Origin of the sequence: Stenotrophomonas sp. GD04024 (genome assembly GCF_029837545.1) — a bacterium.
Lineage (GTDB): Bacteria > Pseudomonadota > Gammaproteobacteria > Xanthomonadales > Xanthomonadaceae > Stenotrophomonas > Stenotrophomonas forensis.
In genome coordinates this window covers 1-18,253 of sequence record NZ_JAOEDV010000023.1, presented here as the reverse complement: position 1 = coordinate 18,253, position 18,253 = coordinate 1, and the positions used below count along the sequence as shown (strand labels likewise).

Annotated in this window: 13 protein-coding genes and 1 pseudogene; 8 read left to right on the top strand and 6 right to left on the bottom strand. The window is 67.4% G+C overall.

What is annotated here, in order from left to right; genetic code table 11:
- Positions 1-6: 6 nt before the first annotated feature.
- Positions 7-1,294: pseudogene (locus N7590_RS09895) on the bottom strand (aminotransferase class V-fold PLP-dependent enzyme).
- Positions 1,295-1,476: 182 nt separating this feature from the next.
- On the opposite strand from N7590_RS09895, the gene N7590_RS09890 reads away from it, so the two are divergent.
- The 3 genes from N7590_RS09890 to N7590_RS09880 all read left to right on the top strand — a co-directional run bounded on the left by N7590_RS09890 (position 1,477) and on the right by N7590_RS09880 (position 4,441).
- Positions 1,477-2,214 (top strand): response regulator transcription factor, encoded by a 738-nt coding sequence (locus tag N7590_RS09890; RefSeq protein ID WP_164242236.1) that lies wholly within the window; start codon positions 1,477-1,479, stop codon positions 2,212-2,214.
- Complete coding sequence (locus N7590_RS09885) at positions 2,211-3,500, top strand: ATP-binding protein (protein WP_164242234.1); 1,290 nt, start codon at positions 2,211-2,213, stop codon at positions 3,498-3,500. Before N7590_RS09890 ends, N7590_RS09885 begins: the two co-directional genes overlap by 4 nt.
- A 140-nt stretch (positions 3,501-3,640) precedes the next feature.
- Positions 3,641-4,441, top strand: a complete 801-nt coding sequence (locus N7590_RS09880; RefSeq protein WP_053450591.1) for a MipA/OmpV family protein — start codon at positions 3,641-3,643, stop codon at positions 4,439-4,441.
- 72 nt (positions 4,442-4,513) lie between these two features.
- On the opposite strand, the gene clpB is transcribed toward N7590_RS09880, so the two are convergent.
- Positions 4,514-7,099 carry an ATP-dependent chaperone ClpB gene (gene clpB, locus N7590_RS09875; RefSeq protein WP_164242232.1) on the bottom strand — a complete coding sequence of 862 codons (2,586 nt, stop codon included), beginning with the start codon at positions 7,097-7,099 and terminating at the stop codon, positions 4,514-4,516.
- Between the two features lie 252 nt (positions 7,100-7,351).
- Between clpB and N7590_RS09870 the strand changes: the two genes are divergently transcribed.
- From N7590_RS09870 to N7590_RS09855, 4 genes are read left to right on the top strand one after another with little or no spacing between them, the layout of a single operon-like run.
- Positions 7,352-7,846 carry a sigma-70 family RNA polymerase sigma factor gene (locus N7590_RS09870; RefSeq protein ID WP_049456800.1) on the top strand — a complete coding sequence of 165 codons (495 nt, stop codon included), beginning with the start codon at positions 7,352-7,354 and terminating at the stop codon, positions 7,844-7,846.
- Entirely contained in the window at positions 7,836-8,804 is a 969-nt protein-coding gene (locus N7590_RS09865; protein WP_053510259.1) for a FecR domain-containing protein, read from the top strand. The genes N7590_RS09870 and N7590_RS09865 overlap by 11 nt, the downstream gene beginning before the upstream one ends.
- Positions 8,805-8,857: 53 nt before the next feature.
- Positions 8,858-11,647, top strand: a complete 2,790-nt coding sequence (locus tag N7590_RS09860) for a secretin and TonB N-terminal domain-containing protein (protein WP_164242230.1) — start codon at positions 8,858-8,860, stop codon at positions 11,645-11,647.
- Between the two features lie 35 nt (positions 11,648-11,682).
- Positions 11,683-12,780 carry a cytochrome c peroxidase gene (locus tag N7590_RS09855; RefSeq protein ID WP_279935423.1) on the top strand — a complete coding sequence of 366 codons (1,098 nt, stop codon included), beginning with the start codon at positions 11,683-11,685 and terminating at the stop codon, positions 12,778-12,780.
- Between the two features lie 7 nt (positions 12,781-12,787).
- Here N7590_RS09855 and N7590_RS09850 read toward each other — a convergent pair whose 3' ends face one another.
- Both N7590_RS09850 and N7590_RS09845 read right to left on the bottom strand, forming a co-directional pair.
- Positions 12,788-14,119, bottom strand: coding sequence for an aspartyl protease family protein (locus N7590_RS09850; protein WP_239544418.1), 1,332 nt, complete (start codon positions 14,117-14,119; stop codon positions 12,788-12,790).
- A 95-nt stretch (positions 14,120-14,214) separates the two neighbouring features.
- Complete coding sequence (locus N7590_RS09845) at positions 14,215-15,042, bottom strand: DUF3014 domain-containing protein (RefSeq protein ID WP_279935421.1); 828 nt, start codon at positions 15,040-15,042, stop codon at positions 14,215-14,217.
- Positions 15,043-15,214: 172 nt separating this feature from the next.
- On the opposite strand from N7590_RS09845, the gene N7590_RS09840 reads away from it, so the two are divergent.
- Positions 15,215-15,925 carry a glutathione S-transferase gene (locus N7590_RS09840; protein WP_164242226.1) on the top strand — a complete coding sequence of 237 codons (711 nt, stop codon included), beginning with the start codon at positions 15,215-15,217 and terminating at the stop codon, positions 15,923-15,925.
- A 79-nt stretch (positions 15,926-16,004) separates the two neighbouring features.
- Here the strand turns inward: N7590_RS09840 and N7590_RS09835 are convergent, their stop codons facing one another.
- Entirely contained in the window at positions 16,005-16,199 is a 195-nt protein-coding gene (locus N7590_RS09835) for a hypothetical protein (RefSeq protein ID WP_279935418.1), read from the bottom strand.
- Between the two features lie 10 nt (positions 16,200-16,209).
- A complete protein-coding gene (locus tag N7590_RS09830) occupies positions 16,210-17,814 on the bottom strand; it encodes a hypothetical protein (protein ID WP_164243001.1) in 1,605 nt (534 codons plus the stop codon).
- Positions 17,815-18,253: the final 439 nt, after the last annotated feature.

Here is an 18,253-nt window from a genome sequence, read left to right as displayed (position 1 = left end):
TGGCTATCAGGCGTTGGCCAGGGCCTGCTCCAGGTCCGCGCGCAGGTCGCCGATGTGCTCGATGCCGATCGACAGCCGCACGGTGTCTTCGCTGACGCCGGCCTTGGCCAGTTCGGCCGCGTCCAGCTGGCGATGGGTGGTCGAGGCCGGATGGGTGGCCAGTGATTTCGCATCGCCCAGGTTGACCAGGCGGGTGAACAGCTTCAGCGCATCGAGGAAGCGCGCGCCAGCTTCGCGCCCGCCCGGCAGGCCGAAGGTCAGCACACCCGAGCCGTGTCCGCGCAGATAGCGCTGCGCGGCAGTGTGCTCGGGGTCGTCGACCAACCCGGCATAGCGCACCCAGGCCACCTTGGCGTGCGACTTCAGGAACTGCGCGACGGCCAGTGCGTTGGCATTGATGCGCTCCATGCGCAGGGCGAGCGTCTCGATACCCTGCAGGATCAGGAATGCATTGAACGGCGACAGCGCCGCGCCGGTGTTGCGCAACGGCACCACCCGCGCGCGGCCGATATAGGCGGCCGGCCCCAGCGCTTCGGTGTAGACCACGCCGTGGTAGCTCGGGTCGGGCTGGTTGAGGCGGGCGAAGCGTTTTGGCTGCGCCGCCCAGTCGAAGCGGCCGGAGTCGATGATCGCGCCGCCGAGGCTGTTGCCATGGCCGCCCAGGTACTTGGTCAGCGAGTGCACCACGATGTCGGCACCGTGGTCGAACGGGCGCAGCAGGAACGGGGTGGCCACGGTGTTGTCGACGATCAGCGGCACGCCTGCCGCGTGAGCGACTTCGGCGATCGCCGCGATGTCGGTGACGTTGCCACGCGGGTTGCCGATCGACTCGACGAACACCGCCTTGGTGCGCTCGTCGATCAGCCCTGCAAACGCAGCAGGATCGGCCGGATCGGCGAAGCGCGCCTGGATGCCGTACTGCGGCAGCGTGTGCGCAAGCAGGTTGAGGCTGCCACCATACAGCGCACTGGACGCAACGATGTTGTCACCGGCCTCGGCGATGGTCTGGATCGCGTAGGTGATCGCCGCCTGCCCCGAGGCCAGTGCCAGTGCGCCGATACCGCCTTCCAGCGCGGCCAGGCGCTGCTCCAGCACGTCGGTGGTGGGGTTCATGATGCGCGTGTAGATGTTGCCGGGCACCTTCAGGTCGAACAGGTCGGCACCATGCTGGGTGTCATCGAAGGCATAGGCCACGGTCTGGTAGATCCGGCACCGCTACCGCGCGGGTGGTCGGGTCGGGACGGTAGCCGCCGTGCACGGCCAGGGTTTCCAGTTGCCACTGCGGGTCGCTCATTGCACCAGGCTCCATCCAGGGAAACCGCCAACATAGGCCAAGCGCGGCCACCTGCTGAAAGCCGCTGGCGATGACGTCCATACCGCCGGTTATCAGGTTGGCCGCGATTCAGGCAGCCGTCATGGCCCGTTGCTAGGCTTCGCCGCCGGGCGATCCTGCCCGGGCACGGAGGCCCAATACGCATGCAGCCCTCTCCCTGGACACCCGCCGCCAGCGGCGCGCCGACCCCGGTCCTGCTGGTGGAAGACGATCGCCGCCTGGCCGAGCTGGTCAGCGACTATCTGCACGAACATGGCTTCGCCGTACAGCACGTGGCCCGCGGCGACCTGGCCGGCGCGGCGTGCCGCCAGCATGCACCGGAACTGGTGGTGCTGGACCTGATGCTGCCGGGCCTGGGCGGCATCGATGTGTGCCGGCAGATCCGCAGCTTTTCCGATGTGCCTATCCTGATGCTGACCGCCTGCGAAGACGATATCGAGCAGGTACTGGGCCTGGAATCGGGCGCCGACGACTACGTGCACAAGCCGGTCGAGCCGCGCCTGCTGCTGGCCCGCCTGCGCGCCCTGCTGCGCCGCCGTCATGGCAGCAGCAACTCCGGCACGCCGTGCCGGTTGATGCATGGCGAACTGCTGATCGACCGGATGCAGCGCGAAGTACACCTGCACGGGCTGCCGGTGGAGCTGGGAACGAGTGAATTCGAGATCCTGTGGCTGCTGGCCAGCCAGCCGGGGCAGATCATGTCGCGTGACCAGATCCTGCAGGCGGTGCGCGGCATCGGTTTCGATGGGCTGGACCGCAGCGTCGACGTCAGCATCGGCAAGCTGCGCCGCAAGCTTGGCGACGACGCACGCGAACCCCGGCGGATCAAGACCGTGTGGGGCCGCGGCTACCAGTTCAATCCCTCGGCCTGGTCAGCATGAAGCGCCTTTTCCTGTGGTTGTGGTTCGTCACCAGTGCCTGTTTCCTGGTGTCGGTGTTCGTCCTCAACCACATCCTGGACGGCATCTACCTGCCGGTACAGGATCGCGTGTTCGCCGAGCAGGTGCGCGGGCAGGTGTATGCCCTGCGCACCGGGCTGGCCGGCCTGGACGCTGCACAACAGCGCGTGCGCGTGCAGCAGTGGCAACCCCACTATGGCATCGCGCTGACCCTGCTGGAGACGCCTCCCGTGCTCGACGCGCAGGAGCAGGCCCACCTGCAGCCACAGGGCTTCATCGTCCGCGATCACTACCAGCAGATCCTGTTGCCCATCGAAGATGCAAGCGGCCGCTGGCTGCACCTGCGCCTGCCCGGCGAGGTGTTGATGACCACCTACATGTCCATCGCCGCCTACCTCAGCATCCTGCTGCTGGTCGGGGCCAGCCTGTATGCCTGGGTCCGCCTGCTGTGGCGCGACCTGGAAGCGCTGCGCCTGCATGCCGACCGCATCGGTGCCGGCGACCTGCAGGCACGGGCGCAGGTGTCGCCACGCTCGCAGATCCGGGTCATCGTCGACCATTCCAACCGCATGGCCGCGCGCGTGGCCGAGCTGGTGCAGCGCCAGCGCGACCTGACCCACGCGATCTCGCATGAACTGCGCACGCCGATCGCACGGGTGGCGTTCGGGCTGGACCTGATGCAGGACAGCGACGATCGCGCACGTCGCGCGAGCCTGGCGCAGGGGCTGCACGGCGATCTGGCCGAACTCAACCGGCTGGTGAGCGAACTGCTGGCCTATGAACGCCTGGAACACCCCAATGAGGGAGAGCCGCTGCAGCGCATCGAGGCCAACGACTGGCTGCAGGCCTGCCTGGCCGATGCGCGCTGCGACGCCGAACGTGCGGGCCTGGCACTGCGTGTGCAGCCCAGCGCGCTGCCGCGGGTGGATGCCGAGCCGCGCCTGCTGCAGCTGGCACTGAGCAACCTCGTGGGCAACGCCCTGCGCCATGCGCATTCGCAGGTGGAAGTCTCACTGGTGGGCGTTGGCGGCCGCGCCTGCCTGCGCGTGGACGACGACGGCCCCGGTATCGCCGAGGCCGACCGCGAAAAAGTGATGCGGCCATTCACCCGGCTGGATGACAGTCGCAGCCGCGATACCGGTGGTTTCGGCCTGGGCCTGGCCATCGTCAACCGCATCGCGGCGCGCCACGGCGGCGAACTGCATGTCAGCCGCGCCACGCTGGGCGGCGCACGCCTGGAAATGCACTGGCCGCTGGCTGGCAGCTGAACGCCAACGGGCGTGATTACAGTTGCTTACAACTCCCGCACAACTGCGGACGGATCAGTCGCCGGCGAATCGCCACGCTGTCGACCCTGCAGCGCGCGCCGGATGCGCGTGCTGCATTCCTCCCATTGTCGAGAGAGCCCATGTCCCAGCGTCACCGTACCCCGTCCCTGCTCTGCCTGGCCCTGCTGCCGCTGTTCGCCGCGCCGATCGCCCATGCCAAGGATGACCACTGGACCTTCGAAGTCGCCGCCGGTGCCGGCGTGACCCCGCGCTACAGCGGCAGCAAGGACTTCCAGGCGTCACCGATGGTGTCCTTCGACGCCCTGTCACCCGGTGGCTGGTTTCTCGGCACCAGTGGCATCGGCTGGGGCACGGCGATCGGCGAGCATGCCCACGTGCGCGCCTACATCGGCGCCAGCGGCAGCCGCCGCGACAAGGACTCCGCCCTCGGCGGTTCCGACTTCCTGCGCGGCATGGGTGATATCCGTAGCCGTCCCCTGGTCGGCCTTTCGGCGGGTTATACGCTGGGAGAGGCCGTGCTGAGCGGCACCTGGCAATTCACCCGCAAGGACGAAGACCGCGGCGACAACGGCCTGGCCACCCAGCAGATGCACCTGAGCCTGGACCTGCCGCTGTTCGACCTGGCCGGTGGCGTGGTCAGCGGCAGTGTCTCCACCGAGTATGGCAACCGCGGCTACATGCAGACCTGGTACGGCGTCAGCCCGGAGCAGGCCGCGCGTACCGGCTTTGCCCAGCACAAGCCGAAGGCCGGCCTGGTGAGCGCCGGCCTCGGCCTGAAGTGGAGCCATCGCGTGGGCCGCAACGGCAACTGGTACATCTCGGCCGAAGGCACGCGCCTGCTCGGCGACGCCGCCGACAGCCCGATCGTGCAGAAGCCGAACCAGTTCGGCCTGATGAGCGGGTACACGCACCGCTTCTGAGGGCGCGCCGGGCCCGGCCCGGCGTTGCTCACGGCAAACGGGGCGCTGCGCTCAGGCAGCGCCCCGATGGACTCACGCCTTGGCGAACACCAGGTGGCCGCCGTCGTTGCCGACTTCAATGGTGTCACCGTTGACGAAGGCGCCGGAAAGGATCTTCTGCGCCAGCGGATTTTCCAGCTGTGCCTGGATCGCGCGCTTCAACGGACGCGCGCCATACACCGGATCGAAGCCGACGTTGCCCAGCAGGTCGAACGCTGCATCGGACACCGCCAGCTTCAAGCCGCGCTCGGCCAGGCGCTTTTCCAGGCCGCGCATCTGGATGCGCGCGATCTGCTTGATCTGCTGCTTGTCCAGCGGGTGGAACACCACGATGTCGTCCAGGCGGTTGATGAACTCCGGGCGGAAGTGCGCCTGCACCACGCCCATCACCGCCGCCTTCATCTGCGTGTAGGCCTCCGGGCTGTCATCACTGCTCATGTCCTGGATCTGGTGCGAGCCCAGGTTCGAGGTCATCACGATGACGGTGTTGCGGAAGTCCACGGTGCGGCCCTGGCCATCGGTCAGGCGGCCATCGTCCAGCACCTGCAGCAGGATGTTGAACACATCCGGATGCGCCTTCTCCACTTCGTCCAGCAGGATCAGCGAATACGGACGGCGGCGCACCGCTTCGGTCAGGTACCCCCCCTCTTCGTAACCCACGTAGCCCGGAGGGGCACCGATCAGGCGGGCGACGCTGTGCTTCTCCATGAACTCGCTCATGTCGATGCGGATCATCGCGTCGGCGCTGTCGAACAGGAACTCGGCCAGCGACTTGCACAGCTCGGTCTTGCCCACGCCGGTCGGGCCGAGGAACAGGAACGAGCCGGCCGGCCGGTTCGGATCGGACAGGCCCGCACGCGAACGGCGCACGGCGTCGGAGACGACCTTGATCGCTTCCTCCTGGCCGACCACGCGGTTGTGCAGCACCTCTTCCATGCGCAGCAGCTTGTCGCGCTCACCTTCGAGCATCTTGTTGACCGGAATGCCGGTCCAGCGCGACACGACCTCGGCGATCTCCTCGTCGGTAACCCGGTCCTGCACTAGCTTGAAGTCCTTGTGTTCGGCCTCCTGCGCAGCGGCCAGCTGCTTTTCCAGCTGCGGCAGCAGGCCGTACTGGATCTCGCTCATCCTGGCGAAATCCTGGCGGCGCTGCGCCGATTCCAGCTCCAGCTTGGCCTGCTCGACCTGCTCCTTGATCTTGGTTGCACCCTGCAGCGCGGCCTTCTCCGACTTCCAGATTTCATTGAGGTCGGAGAACTCGCGCTCCAGCGCATCGATGTCGTTTTCCAGATCGGCCAGGCGCTGGCGCGAAGCCTCGTCCTTTTCCTTCTTCAGCATCTCGCGCTGGATCTTCAGCTGGATCACACGACGTTCCAGGCGATCCAGTTCCTCCGGCTTGGAGTCGATCTCCATGCGCAGGCGCGAGGCCGCCTCGTCCATCAGGTCGATGGCCTTGTCCGGCAGCTGGCGGTCAGTGATGTAGCGGTTGGACAGCGTGGCCGCCGCCACAATGGCCGGATCGGTGATTTCCACGCCGTGGTGAACGGCGTACTTCTCCTTCAGCCCGCGCAGGATGGCGATGGTGTCTTCCACCGACGGCTCGCCCACGAATACCTTCTGGAAGCGGCGCTCCAGCGCGGCGTCCTTTTCGATGTACTTGCGGTACTCATCCAGCGTGGTGGCACCGACGCAATGCAGTTCGCCGCGTGCCAGCGCCGGCTTCAGCATGTTACCAGCGTCCATCGCGCCATCGGCCTTGCCGGCGCCGACCATGGTGTGCAGCTCATCGATGAACAGGATGATCTGCCCTTCGCTCTTGGCCAGGTCGTTGAGCACGCCCTTCAGGCGCTCCTCGAATTCACCGCGGAACTTGGCACCGGCAATCAGCGCGCCCATATCCAGCGACAGCACGCGCTTGCCGCGCAGGCCCTCGGGCACCTCGTCATTGATGATGCGCTGGGCCAGGCCTTCGACAATGGCAGTCTTGCCTACGCCGGGTTCGCCGATCAGCACCGGGTTGTTCTTGGTCCGGCGCTGCAGCACCTGGATGGTACGGCGGATTTCCTCGTCACGGCCGATCACCGGATCCAGCTTGCCGCTCTCGGCGCGCGCGGTCAGGTCGATGGTGTACTTTTCCAGCGCCTGCCGCTGCTCTTCGGCATTCTCCGACTGAACGTTCTCGCCGCCACGCAGCTTGTCGATGGCAGTCTGCAGGCGCGTCTTGTCGGCACCGGCGGCGCGCAGCGCCATGCCCAGCGTGCCGCCATCCTCCAGCGCGGCCAGCACGAACCACTCGCTGGCAATGAAGGCATCACCGTGCTGCTGGGCCAGCTTGTCGGTCTGGTTCAGCAGGCGCCCCAGGTCGTTGCCCATCGAGACGTTGCCGGCCTGGCCGGACACCTTGGGCAACGCATCCAGCGCCTCGGTCAGGCGCTCGCGCAGCACCGGCACATTCACCCCGGCCTGGGCCAGCAGCGGGCGCGTGCTGCCACCCTGCTGGTCCAGCAGCGCGCTGAACAGGTGAACCGGTTCGATGATGCTGTTGTCGCGGCCCACGGCCAGCGACTGTGCGTCTGCCAGCGCCTGCTGGAAACGCGAGGTGAGCTTGTCCATCCGCATTGCGAAACCTCATCGGTGATCAGGGCCGGCCGCTGCCGGCGATGCTGGAAAGATGCGGTTGCCCCACCCCGTTTCAAGGGTGACTGCGACTGCATCCGGAGGCCAGTCAGCCCGCGGCCAGCATGCCGCACCGCATGTTGCCGCCGCGTTGATCCTGCGCAAGCCAGCGCGCATAGGGCACTGGAATCGGCGCATCACGGATGCGATACTTGCGAATCATTCTCATTTCGATCAAGACCGCGCACCCCGTCCATGCCTCCCCACCACGAACAACTGGGCGTGCTGTACCGCGATCACCGGGCCTGGCTGCAGGGCTGGCTGAGCGGTCGCGTAGGTAATCGCGATGTGGCCGATGACCTCACCCAGGACACCTTCGCCCGCCTGCTGCAGGGCCGCGACCTGGCCGCGCTGCGCGAGCCGCGTGCCTTCCTGACCACCGTTGCGCGCGGGCTGGCCGCCAACTGGTTCCGGCGCCAGGCACTGGAGCGCGCCTACCTGGAGTACCTGGCGCAGTTTCCAGAGCCGGTGCTGCCCTCGCTGGAGGAACAGGCGCTGGTGCGTGAGGCCCTGCAACAGATCGACGCGATGCTCGATGGTCTGCCCGCGATGGCACGTCGCGTCTTCCTGCTGGCGCAGTTCGATGGGCTGCGCTATGAGGCCATCAGCGAACAGCTGGGGCTGTCGTTGTCGACGGTGAAGCGGCACATGAAGCGAGCGCTGATGGGCTGCCTGGCGCATGCCGGCTGAGGCCTCCGCCGCATCGGCCCTTCCGCCGCGCGTGCTGGAGCAGGCGGCCGACTGGATGATGCGCCTGCACGAGGACGACAGCGCGGCGCGACGCGCGCAATGGCAACACTGGCACGATGCCGATCCGGCACACGCCCGCGCCTGGCAGCGCGCGGAGCGTCTGTTGGCGCTGACCGCTCAGGTGCCTACGGCGCTGGCCCAACGCACCCTGCAGCCGCCCGCGTCTGCTGGGCGCCGCGCCGTACTGCGCAGCGTCGCCGCTCTGCTGGTGGCGCCACTCGGTGGATGGCTGGCCTGGCGGTTGTGGGACGACGCCGCGTGGGATGCCAGTGCGCGCACGGCGGTGGGCGAGCGCGCCCAGCAGGTGCTGGTCGATGGCAGCGTGCTGCACCTGGATACCGGCACTGCGGTCGACATCGCATTCGATGCGCATGCGCGCCTTCTGCGGCTGCGCCATGGGCAGATGCTGGTGGAGACAGCCGCTGATCCACAACGCCCGGCGAGGCCGTTCCGGGTCACGACCCCCTACGGCACGCTGCAGGCACTTGGCACCCGTTTCAGCGTGCGCCTGTTCGGGGAGGACGCCCTGCTGGTCGTCCAGCACGGCGCGGTGCGGATCTCCACACCGGGTCAACAGCGCCAGGTCGACGCCGGGCAGCAGCTGCGCTGGAACCTGACCCGGCTGCCACCTCCCAAGCCTGCACCACCCGGCGCTGACGCGTGGGTCCGGGGCATGCTGGTCGCCGATGCAATGCCGCTGCAACAGGTTCTGCAGGAGCTGGGGCGCTACCAGCACCGCTGGCTGCGCGTGGATCCGCGCGTCGCCGGCATGCCGGTGTCCGGCGCATTCCCGCTGGACGACCTGCAACGCAGCCTGTCGATGCTTGCCGCCACCCATGCGCTGCGGATCGAGCAGGGGTTGTGGATCCACGTGTCTGCTGCGGGACATCGCGGCTGACACTTTTCCGAGCGTCGCGTGGCAGAGGGTATGAACCCCTCATTTTCCTCCCCATGACAGTGAACCTGCCCCGGCTTCGACTGAGCCTCCTCGCCACCGCGCTCGCCGCCACACCCGCGCTGGCTCAATCACCGCCCGATGAATCCCTGCACGTCCAGCGCAGCACTGTCTCGCTGGGCAGTGCACTGGGCGCGTTCGCCGCCGAGCATGGCGTGGCCCTGTCCTTCGACCCCGCGCTGACCCGTGGCCGCCAGGCTCCATCGATTGCCACAGGCCTGGACGTTGACGCAGGGTTCGACGCACTGCTGCACGGCAGCGGGCTGCGCGCGGTGCGGCGCGCCGATGGCAGCTACACCTTGCAGCGGGCGCAGCTCTCGGCAGGCGCACGACGCACCAGTACCCTGCATGTGCCGGGGCGGGACACTGGTTCGACCTTCGGAGGCAGCCTGCAACTGGACCGCAGCTACGTCGCGGCGCAGGCCGCGGGCAACGGTGACATCACCCGGCTGCTGCGCATCCATCCCGCCGTGCAGTTCGACAATGCCGACCAGGGCAGCTTCAGCCCCGGCGAGATCCGCCCTGCGGAAATCAGCATCAATGGTGCGAAGTTCTATCAGAACGCGTTCATCGTCGATGGCATGAACTTCAACAACGACATCGACCCGGGCGCGGATCCGGAGGTGTACCGACTGTTCTCCGTTCCAGGTGGCTCGCAGGCGCTGGCACTGGACAGCAGCCTGCTGGAAGACATCACCGTGCATGACAGCAACGTTTCGGCCGCCTATGGTGGATTCAACGGCGGCGTTGTCGAAGCGAGCACCCGGCGACCATCACGCACCTTCAGCGGCCGCCTGTCCACCCAGTCCTCGCGATCTTCGTGGACACGCTACCACCTGGACTCCACCGTCGCAGACAGCTACCAGAAGGCGTCCGGCGCGAATGACGGGCAGCCGGAATTCAAGAAGACCACCACGCGCGCCGATCTGGAGGGTTATCTGACCGACCGCATCGGCGTCCTGGCCAGTTTCACCCGCAAACGCTCGACCATTCCCACCTACAACCTGCAGTCGCACCTGGTCGACGACGCGCATCCGGAGAAACAGATCCAGCGGCGCAGCATCGACAATCTGTTCGTCAAGGCGGTCTGGGAAGCGAGCGACACGCTCGACATCGAGGCAAGCTTTACCCGTGCGCCGGAGGAATCCCACTACTTCCGCTCCAACGTCCCCGGTGCCGGCATCGACATCATTGGCGGCGGCCGCCAGGCGATGCTCAAGGCGACGTGGTCACCGCAATGGGGCACTCTGACCCAGCAGGTTGGATGGAGTTCTACCGAGCAGTCCCGCCATCCACAGTCTGCGGACTACATGAGCTGGCACTGGGCCGAGGGCAAGGACTGGGGAACCTTAGGCAGCTCGCTGGAAGGTGAATTCGGCGATATTGACCAGGCGCAGAAGACGCTCCAGTACCGTGCCGATCTGATACTGGCACCGCAGCGCTGGCTGGGCATGGAGCATCGTTTCGCGGCAGGCGTCCAGTACCAGCACCAGGATGTCGACTACGAGCGCCTGGACGACACCTACATCTATGTCTCGCCGGCGCGCACCACCAGCTGTACCAACAAGGCCGGCATCACCGACACGCAGACCTGCTGGATGGGCCTGACCCGCACCGGCCGCGCCAACACCAGCAACTGGCCCGGACAGTTCTTCACCAGCCGCACCTATTACACGCGCGGCCGGCTGGACTTCCAGATCGACAGCTGGAGCGCCTACGCCGAAGACAGCATCCGCGCGGGGCGCCTGTCGTTGCGCCCCGGCCTGCGCATCGACCATGACAGCTACATGCAGCACACCACGGTCGCACCGCGCCTGGCGATGTCACTGGATCTCGACGCCGCCGGCGACACCCAGCTGATCGCGGGTGCCAACCGCTATTACGGCCGCAACGCGGCCACGTGGCGGCTGCGCGATGGCCTTGATCGGCTGCAATACAGGAACCAGCGCCGCCCGACGCTCGACAGCGAGTGGACCGCAGGTACGCAGACCGCCAACGGGCTGCATTTCGATCGCCTGAGAATCGCCTACGACGATGAGCTGATGCTGGGCGTCAAGCAGCAATGGAAGGGCTGGGAGTTCCTCGGCAAGGTCGTCAACCGCAAGGGGCGTGACCAGGTCGTGCGTTCCAGCAGCCGGGTACAGGACGAACGCGCGGATGACCCTTCGCTGGCCACCCACTACGAAACCTGGAGCAACGACGGCCGCAGCGAGACGCAGATCATCAGCCTTACCGTGCGCCCCCTGCGCCGCCTGCAGTTTGGCGGAACCAGCACCACGGGCCTGCTGGCGCTGGACTGGACCGACAGCCGCTCTTCTGCACCCGACTACGAGGACGACTTCAGCACCGCGTACTACGAGAATCCGATCATCCGCTACGACGGCAGCTACATCCGCTACCGCGATCGTCCGGCAGACAACTTCAACCGCCCATGGACCGCGCGACTGGCCACCACCACGCATATCCCGGCAGCTCGGCTGACCTGGGGCAATACGCTGCGCTACCGGGCAGGGTATCGCGCGATCCGGGACACCGGACTGAAGGATGTCCATGACGGCCAGAGTGTTGCGGTCTGGGAAAGGCGGCGGTTTGCCCCTTCGTTGATCTGGGACATGCGCATTGGCTGGGAGCAGCCGTTGTCGACGATGGGCGCGGTGTTCGCCAACGTGGATGTGTTCAACGTGCTGGATCGGCGCGCGGTGAATGGCATATCCAGCAGCGTCAGCCGCGCGCCGTACTACGAAATGGGACGCTCGTTCTGGCTCGAAGTGGGCTACCGGTTCTGAGGCCCGCGCGCCACCGCAGGCTTGGCTGGAGTGCAGTGCTGGTCAGCGCCGTGCTGGCCAGCGCTGCACAGCCACGTCCTTCCCAGCCGGTCTGCGCGCCTGCTCCGGGCAAGGCGGAACGCTGGGATGGCGCCTGCCTGCGTGCGCTCTACAGCAGCCCCAGTACGCGCTGGCCCGCGCCGGAGGTCGAACCCGGCGTGGCGTGGAAGGAGCTGGCCCCACTGCTGTCGCCCGTAGATCCACCGGACAATCCTTCCACGCCAGCCAAGGTGGCGCTGGGACGGCGGCTGTTCTTCGATCCGGTTCTTTCGAAATCGCGACAACTGGCCTGTGCCAGCTGCCACGATCCGGACCTGGGCTGGGCCGATGGTCGGCGCGTGTCCTTCGGGCACGGACGCCAGCCCGGCCGCCGCAATGCACCCAGCGTTGCCACCAGCGCGCACGTGGCACCGCTGTTCTGGGATGGACGCGCGGCCACGCTGGAAGGGCAGGCGCTGCATCCCATCGCCGATCCCATCGAGATGGGGTTCACCACGCAGGGCGCCGTGCGTCGCCTGCGCCGCGATGCGTCCTATCGTGCTGACTTCGCCGCGGTGTTCGCGCAGCCGCGCATCGATGCCAGCCAGCTCGGCCAGGCCATCGCTGCCTTCGAGCGCAGCCTGTCGCCGCGCAACAGCCGCTTTGATCGCTTCCTGCGTGGTGATACGCGTGCACTGGACGACGCCCAGCTGCGCGGCCTGCACCTGTTCCGCACGCAGGCCGGTTGCATGAACTGCCACAGCGGGGCAGCACTCACCGACAACGGCTTCCACAACCTGGGCCTGCATTTCCACGGCCGCGCGCGGCAGGATCTGGGGCGCTACGAAGTGACCGGCGATCCCGCCGACAGCGGGCGCTTCCGCACGCCCTCGCTGCGAGGCGTGGCCAACACGGCACCGTACATGCACAACGGCCTGATCCCGCGCCTGTCGGGCGTGCTGGCGTTCTACAACGTGGGCGGCGCGCGCCCGCGCGCACCGGCCTCGTTGCCGGCTGATGCGGCGCCGTTCCCAGAGCCGGATCCACTGCTGCGGCCGCGCGGGCTGGGCCGCCAGGATCTGCAGGACATCGAGGCGTTCCTGCAGAGCCTGTAGCCGCGGATCAGCCGCCTGCAGGCGGCGTGGGAGCCGGCTTGGGCGGCAACAGCGGTGGCGCCGCCGCAACGGCCACCGGGCAGCCATAGGTGCCTTCAACATCCATGTACAGGCTGTAGCGCTGGGTCGCGGCAAAGCCCACGCGCCAGTCCGGGTTGAACAGCGGCTTGGGCCCGGGCGACAGCCCCAGGTCCATCGGCAGGTTCAGCACTTCGTCCCCGATCATGACCGGCGTGGTCGCCTCCACGAACTGGATGTCTTCGCTGCCTTCGGTGGTGATCACGTTCTTGCGCCGGATCGCCGACGCGGGTGGCGTGGCCGGCAACGTTCCGCGGGCCTGGAAGGCGCCGTTGAAGCCGGTATCCACCTTGACCAGCACGTTCTGCTTGCCAGCGCGGATCGGATAGCGGACGTCGTACGCATCCGCCCATAGCGAGGACAGCGTGGCCATCCGCCGCGTGCACGGCACCGGACTGGCCGTGGCCTGGATCACCAGCGCATCCTTGTTGACCCGCACCCGGCCCAACGCGCGCAGCACGTCCAGGCCGATGCGTGGCAGGTCGTCCTGGCCCAGTACCGCAAAGGACACATCGCGCACGGCGACACCACCGATGTCCAACTCGACCGGGGCCGCCAGCGCATACAACTTGCCAGGGCTGCCATCGACCGCCATGAAGCCCTCGGTCAGCGTCAAGCCCAGCTCGGTCGCCAGCGCTCGGCCGATGCGCGAGTGTGCGGCGCCGCTGTCCAGATGCACGCGCAGCTCGCGTTCACCGGCTGCGGTGCGAAGCTTCAGGCTGAGCGTCGGCAGTTCGTTGTCCAACTGCAGGGGGACACTGGCGTCGCTGGCAGGCGCCTGCGCTGCCATCGCGTTGCGCGGCCATGCGGTAAACCGCTCGAAATGCGGCTCGCTGATGCCGGCAAGATGGATGTCGCGCAGCTTGGGGCTCAGCATCGGCCGGATATCATGCTCCATCAGCGTGCGAACCTGGAGCATCTGCGTCGCCCAACCCGCGATATCGCCCTGCAGGAGCAGATTGCCGGCCAGGGTGGCCGAACACAGGTACTCGACTCCCTTCACACTGTCGGCCGCCTCGCTGGCCACGGCCTTCAGGCACTCCTGGGCCGCCTGGCTGGAGCGGTCCAGCTCGCCGCGCACACGGTAGAAACCCGCCTGGCCCAGCTTGCCCTTCACACCGGGTGACTTGCCCAGCGTCTGCAGCCGGGACAGTTCTGCAAGGCGCACGCTGCGGGTGTAGCCGTAGGGATCGCCCAGTTCGCCATCGCGCGTCTCGACGGCCGCAGCCGAGGCCACCGTCGTGGCTAACAACGCACTCACGCCCAACCACATTCGATGCATCGAGGTCACTCCTGTCTACCTGACCGCGACCGTATCACGCTGGCGATGACACTTGCCCCTGCAGTCTTCAGCTTTCAGCCGCGAGCGATGGCACCGCGGATCGCCTGCAGCTGCCGCTTGATCGCCCGTGCCTGTGCCGGGTCCATGCGCAGCAGCGCCTTCTGGCCGATCGACCTCGACTGCAACGTGGGATCGACAAAGCGGTAGCGGCCGCGTTCATCGCGTTCCACCCGCGGCGCTTGGGCCAGTTCCGGCGTGTCCAGCAGATGGTCGATCACCGCGACCAGGCGGTCGTTGAAATAGCCTTCGGGCCGGCCCAGGTCGACGTAGGCCTGCTGGATCAGCGGATAGAAGCGCTTGTAGGCAGCCGCCGTTGCCGCCGGGTCCAGCGCAGTGAACGCCTGCACGTAGGGCGCATAGCGCGCTGCGTTGCTGGCGGCGATGCGTTCGCCGCCCTCACCGGGCTCGACCTGCAGGCTGCCGAGCAGCGGGCGCGCGGCCAGTGCGGTCGGCGGCACGCTGGGTTTATCGAGATTGTCGACCTGGGTCACCAGACGCTGGATCAGATGATCGCGCAGCAGCAGGGTCAACGGCCCCTCGCCCTGAAACAGCTGGCTCAGCGAGCCCCAGGCGGCGGCATCGCTTTCAGCCAGCCTCGGCAGCGCCGGGTCGGCCGCGTCCCCGGTATCCAGCGGATGCTTGATCGGCGGGGGTGCTGGCGCAGGCGCTGCGGCTGCCTTCGGTTGTGGCGGTGCACCGCTGCTGGCGGGAGCTGACTCCACCGGTACCGACACCACACCGTCTGCCAGGCTTTTCAGCTGATCGCGGAACAACCAGCCCCCTGCGCCACCGATCACCACCACGCCCAGCACCCAGGGCCATACCGCCTTTCCACTCTGCATGATGCAGTCCCTCGTTGTTCACCTGCATGGACAAGGTGTGACCCGGTTGATTTCCATGGGTTCCCTGCCTGTTCCGCTGCCGTTGGGGTTGGGGCCTGCGCATGCGCCGCGCTCACGCCTGCTTTGCACACCCTGCGCGAGGCTGTGGGTCTTGTCGTGCGGAGACGCTGCCATGCAGTACGCGCTGTACTACTGGACCGGCATCCAGGGCCGGGGTGAATTCGTGCGACTGGCGCTGGAAGATGCCGCCGCCGACTACATCGACATGGCGCGGGTGCATGGCGATGCGGTGATGCAGCCGTTCCTCGATGGAAACAGCGAGGGAGCACTGCCCTTCGCACCGCCGTTCCTGAAGGCGGGCCGCCAGGTGATCGCGCAGGTGGCGGCCATCCTGGATTTTCTCGGTCCGACCCTGGACCTGGTGCCACAGGCGGCTTCGCGGCGGATGCAGGCGCTGCAGTTGCAGCTGACCATCGCCGACCTGGTGGCCGAGGTGCATGACACCCACCATCCGATCGCCGCGTCGAAATACTACGAAGAGCAGAAGACCGAGGCCAAGGCGCGTGCGGCTTCACTGCGTGGTGAACGACTGCCGAAGTTCCTCGGCCATTTCGAACAGGTGCTGGCCGCCAACGGCGGCCGCCATGCCCTGCGCGAGCATTCCTATGTGGATCTGTCGCTGTTCCAGCTGCTGAGCGGGCTGGACTACATGTTCCCACGCCGGATGCGGGCCCTGGCCCCCACCCTGCCCCTGCTGCGTGCGCTGCAGGAGCGCGTGGCGAAGCGCCCGAACATCGCCGCCTACCTGGCTTCGGAACGGCGGCTGGCGTTCAATACCAACGGCATCTTCCGCCATTACCCGGAACTCGATGCAGAACGGTAGTGCCGGCCGCTGGCCGGCAACCGCACGATGCGCCCGCGGTCCATGAACATGCCGGCCAGCGGCCGGCACTACCGTGGTGTCAGCTTTTCCCGTCCAGCGGCTTCACCGCCTGCTTCTTCATCGACAACAGCCCCAGCAGCAGCGCCAGCGCCACATAGGCGCCCGCGAACTGCCAGCTGATCCGGAACTCGACGCAGAGCGGTAGTGCCGGCCGCTGGCCGGCAACCGCACGATGCGCCCGAGGTCCATGAGCATGCCGGCCAGCGGCCGGCACTACCGTGGGGTCAGCTGACCCCGTCCAGGGGCTTCACCGCCTGCTTCTGCATCGACAACAACCCCAGCAGCAGCGCCAGCGCCACATAGGCGCCCGCGAACTGCCAGCTGATGATGCGCGCCAGCCCGTCCAGGTCCCATGGCAGGTAGATGCCACCGCGCGGGTCCACCGAGTGGATCAGGCCGAACAGGGTCAACAGCGCTGCCACCAGCAGGAAACCGCAGGCGCGGCGCAGGCGACCATCGACCATCGCCGCCACTGCCGAGATCCACAGCATCGAGGTGATGATGAAGCCGTTGCCGAGGGTGAAGATCACCGCCAGTTCCGGCAGGCCGTGGCCGTCCAGCTTGGTCAGCAACTGCGGCAGCTGGTCCGGCGCGATCCAGCCCGGCGCCTTGATCGCCAGCAGGTACGCCACCGACGGCAGGAAGCCGAACACCATCGCACCGGTGTGGTGGCGTGGCGTGGCCTGGAACGCCTGGGTGGTGATGTCGATCGCCACGTACACGATGATCGGTGCCAGCACCGCCAGCGGCAGCCACTGCACCAGCCCGGAGATGATGCCGAGCATGCCGCCGATGCCGACGAACAGGCCGGTCAGCAGCGTATAGCCGCTGCGCGCGCCCATGTGCTTGTAGGCCGGCTGGCCGATGTACGGCGTGGTCTGCGCAACGCCGCCGCAGACACCGGCCACCAGCGTGGCCACCGCTTCCACCAGCAGGATGTCGCGGGTGCGGTAGTCATCACCGGCCGCGCGTGCGCTTTCGGACACATTGATGCCACCGACCACCATCAGCAGGCCGAACGGCAGCAGCAGCGGCAGGTAGGTCATCGCGGTGGGCAGGCCCTCGAGGAAACCCAGCGTCGGCAGCGGCAGCACCACCTGCGGCGGCACCCACGCCGGCACATGGAAGCCCGGCGCGCCCAGCCCGGCCAGGCCCAGGCCGTAATACAGCACGGTGCCGAACACGAAGGCCAGCAGCACGCCCGGGCCACGCACCGGCAGCTTGCCCTTGGCAATCAGCACGTACAGCAGCAGGCCCAGCGTGGTGAAGCCGACCAGCGGTGAGCGCAGCGTTTCCAGCAGCGGCAGCAGGCCCATCAGCACCAGCGCGATGCCGGCGATGGATCCCAGCAGCGCAGCACGTGGCAGTGCGCGGGTGACCGCTTCGCCGAAGAACGACAGCACGAACTTCAGCACGCCCATGATGACCAGCGCGGCCATGCCCAGCTGCCAGGTGGCGATGCCGGCGGCATGCGGGTCCAGGCCCTGCTGCTTGAAGGCGATGAAGGCCGGGCCGAGCACCAGCAGGGCCATGCCGATGCTGGTCGGCGCGTCCAGGCCCAGCGGCATGGCGGTGACATCGTCGCGGCCGGTGCGCGCGGCCAGCCGGCGCGCCATCAGCGTGTACAGCAGGTTGCCGACCAGCACGCCGAAGGCGGTACCGGGGAACATGCGGCCGAACACCACGTCGGCGGGGAACTGGAAGATGCCGACCAGGGCCATGGCAATGAAGCCTAGGATGGAGAGGTTGTCGACGACCAGGCCGAAGAAGCCGTTGAAGTCCCCGGCAACGAACCAGCGACGCGGTGCGGCGGAAGCGGGAGCGGACATGGAAGGGGCGGTGGGGGTGGGGACCGCCGATGGTAGGCCCAGCGGGGCCGGCGCGCCAATTCCGTCATGGAATGATGGGTTCCAGCCAACGGCGGGGGCCCCTCGTGGCTGGGGCACGAACAGCGCTTTCCTCGGCTGGGCCGGGCGGATAGGTGGCGCGGGGGACGCCGTAAACCCATCCATGGGGGCTTGGCCGCGGCATCCATGCCGCGGACACCCCCGCGCCACCTATCCGCCCGGCCCCTGACAGTTTCCTGCGCGTGCCAGCCACGGAAGAGAATCAAAAGATCAAAAGCAAAAGCGGGTCGCTTCGCTCTGAGCCGAGCATGGCTCGGCTCTACAGAAGATCATTCCGAACACTCTTTCGCTCATCCATACATGGCGTGGACCTATCGACAGATCGCGGAAATCTGTCGAAGGCGGGGTGGGTCCGGTTGCG

Bases quoted from the DNA above. Each gene is read 5' to 3' on its own strand.
- N7590_RS09890 (WP_164242236.1), top strand. From the start codon at position 1,477: ATGCAGCCCTCTCCCTGGACACCCGCCGCCAGCGGCGCGCCGACCCCG.
- N7590_RS09845 (WP_279935421.1), bottom strand. From the start codon at position 15,042: ATGCAGAGTGGAAAGGCGGTATGGCCCTGGGTGCTGGGCGTGGTGGTG.
- N7590_RS09840 (WP_164242226.1), top strand. From the start codon at position 15,215: ATGCAGTACGCGCTGTACTACTGGACCGGCATCCAGGGCCGGGGTGAA.
- N7590_RS09880 (WP_053450591.1), top strand. From the start codon at position 3,641: ATGTCCCAGCGTCACCGTACCCCGTCCCTGCTCTGCCTGGCCCTGCTG.
- N7590_RS09860 (WP_164242230.1), top strand. From the start codon at position 8,858: ATGACAGTGAACCTGCCCCGGCTTCGACTGAGCCTCCTCGCCACCGCG.
- N7590_RS09830 (WP_164243001.1), bottom strand. From the start codon at position 17,814: ATGTCCGCTCCCGCTTCCGCCGCACCGCGTCGCTGGTTCGTTGCCGGG.
- N7590_RS09870 (WP_049456800.1), top strand. From the start codon at position 7,352: ATGCCTCCCCACCACGAACAACTGGGCGTGCTGTACCGCGATCACCGG.
- N7590_RS09885 (WP_164242234.1), top strand. From the start codon at position 2,211: ATGAAGCGCCTTTTCCTGTGGTTGTGGTTCGTCACCAGTGCCTGTTTC.
- clpB (WP_164242232.1), bottom strand. From the start codon at position 7,099: ATGCGGATGGACAAGCTCACCTCGCGTTTCCAGCAGGCGCTGGCAGAC.
- N7590_RS09865 (WP_053510259.1), top strand. From the start codon at position 7,836: ATGCCGGCTGAGGCCTCCGCCGCATCGGCCCTTCCGCCGCGCGTGCTG.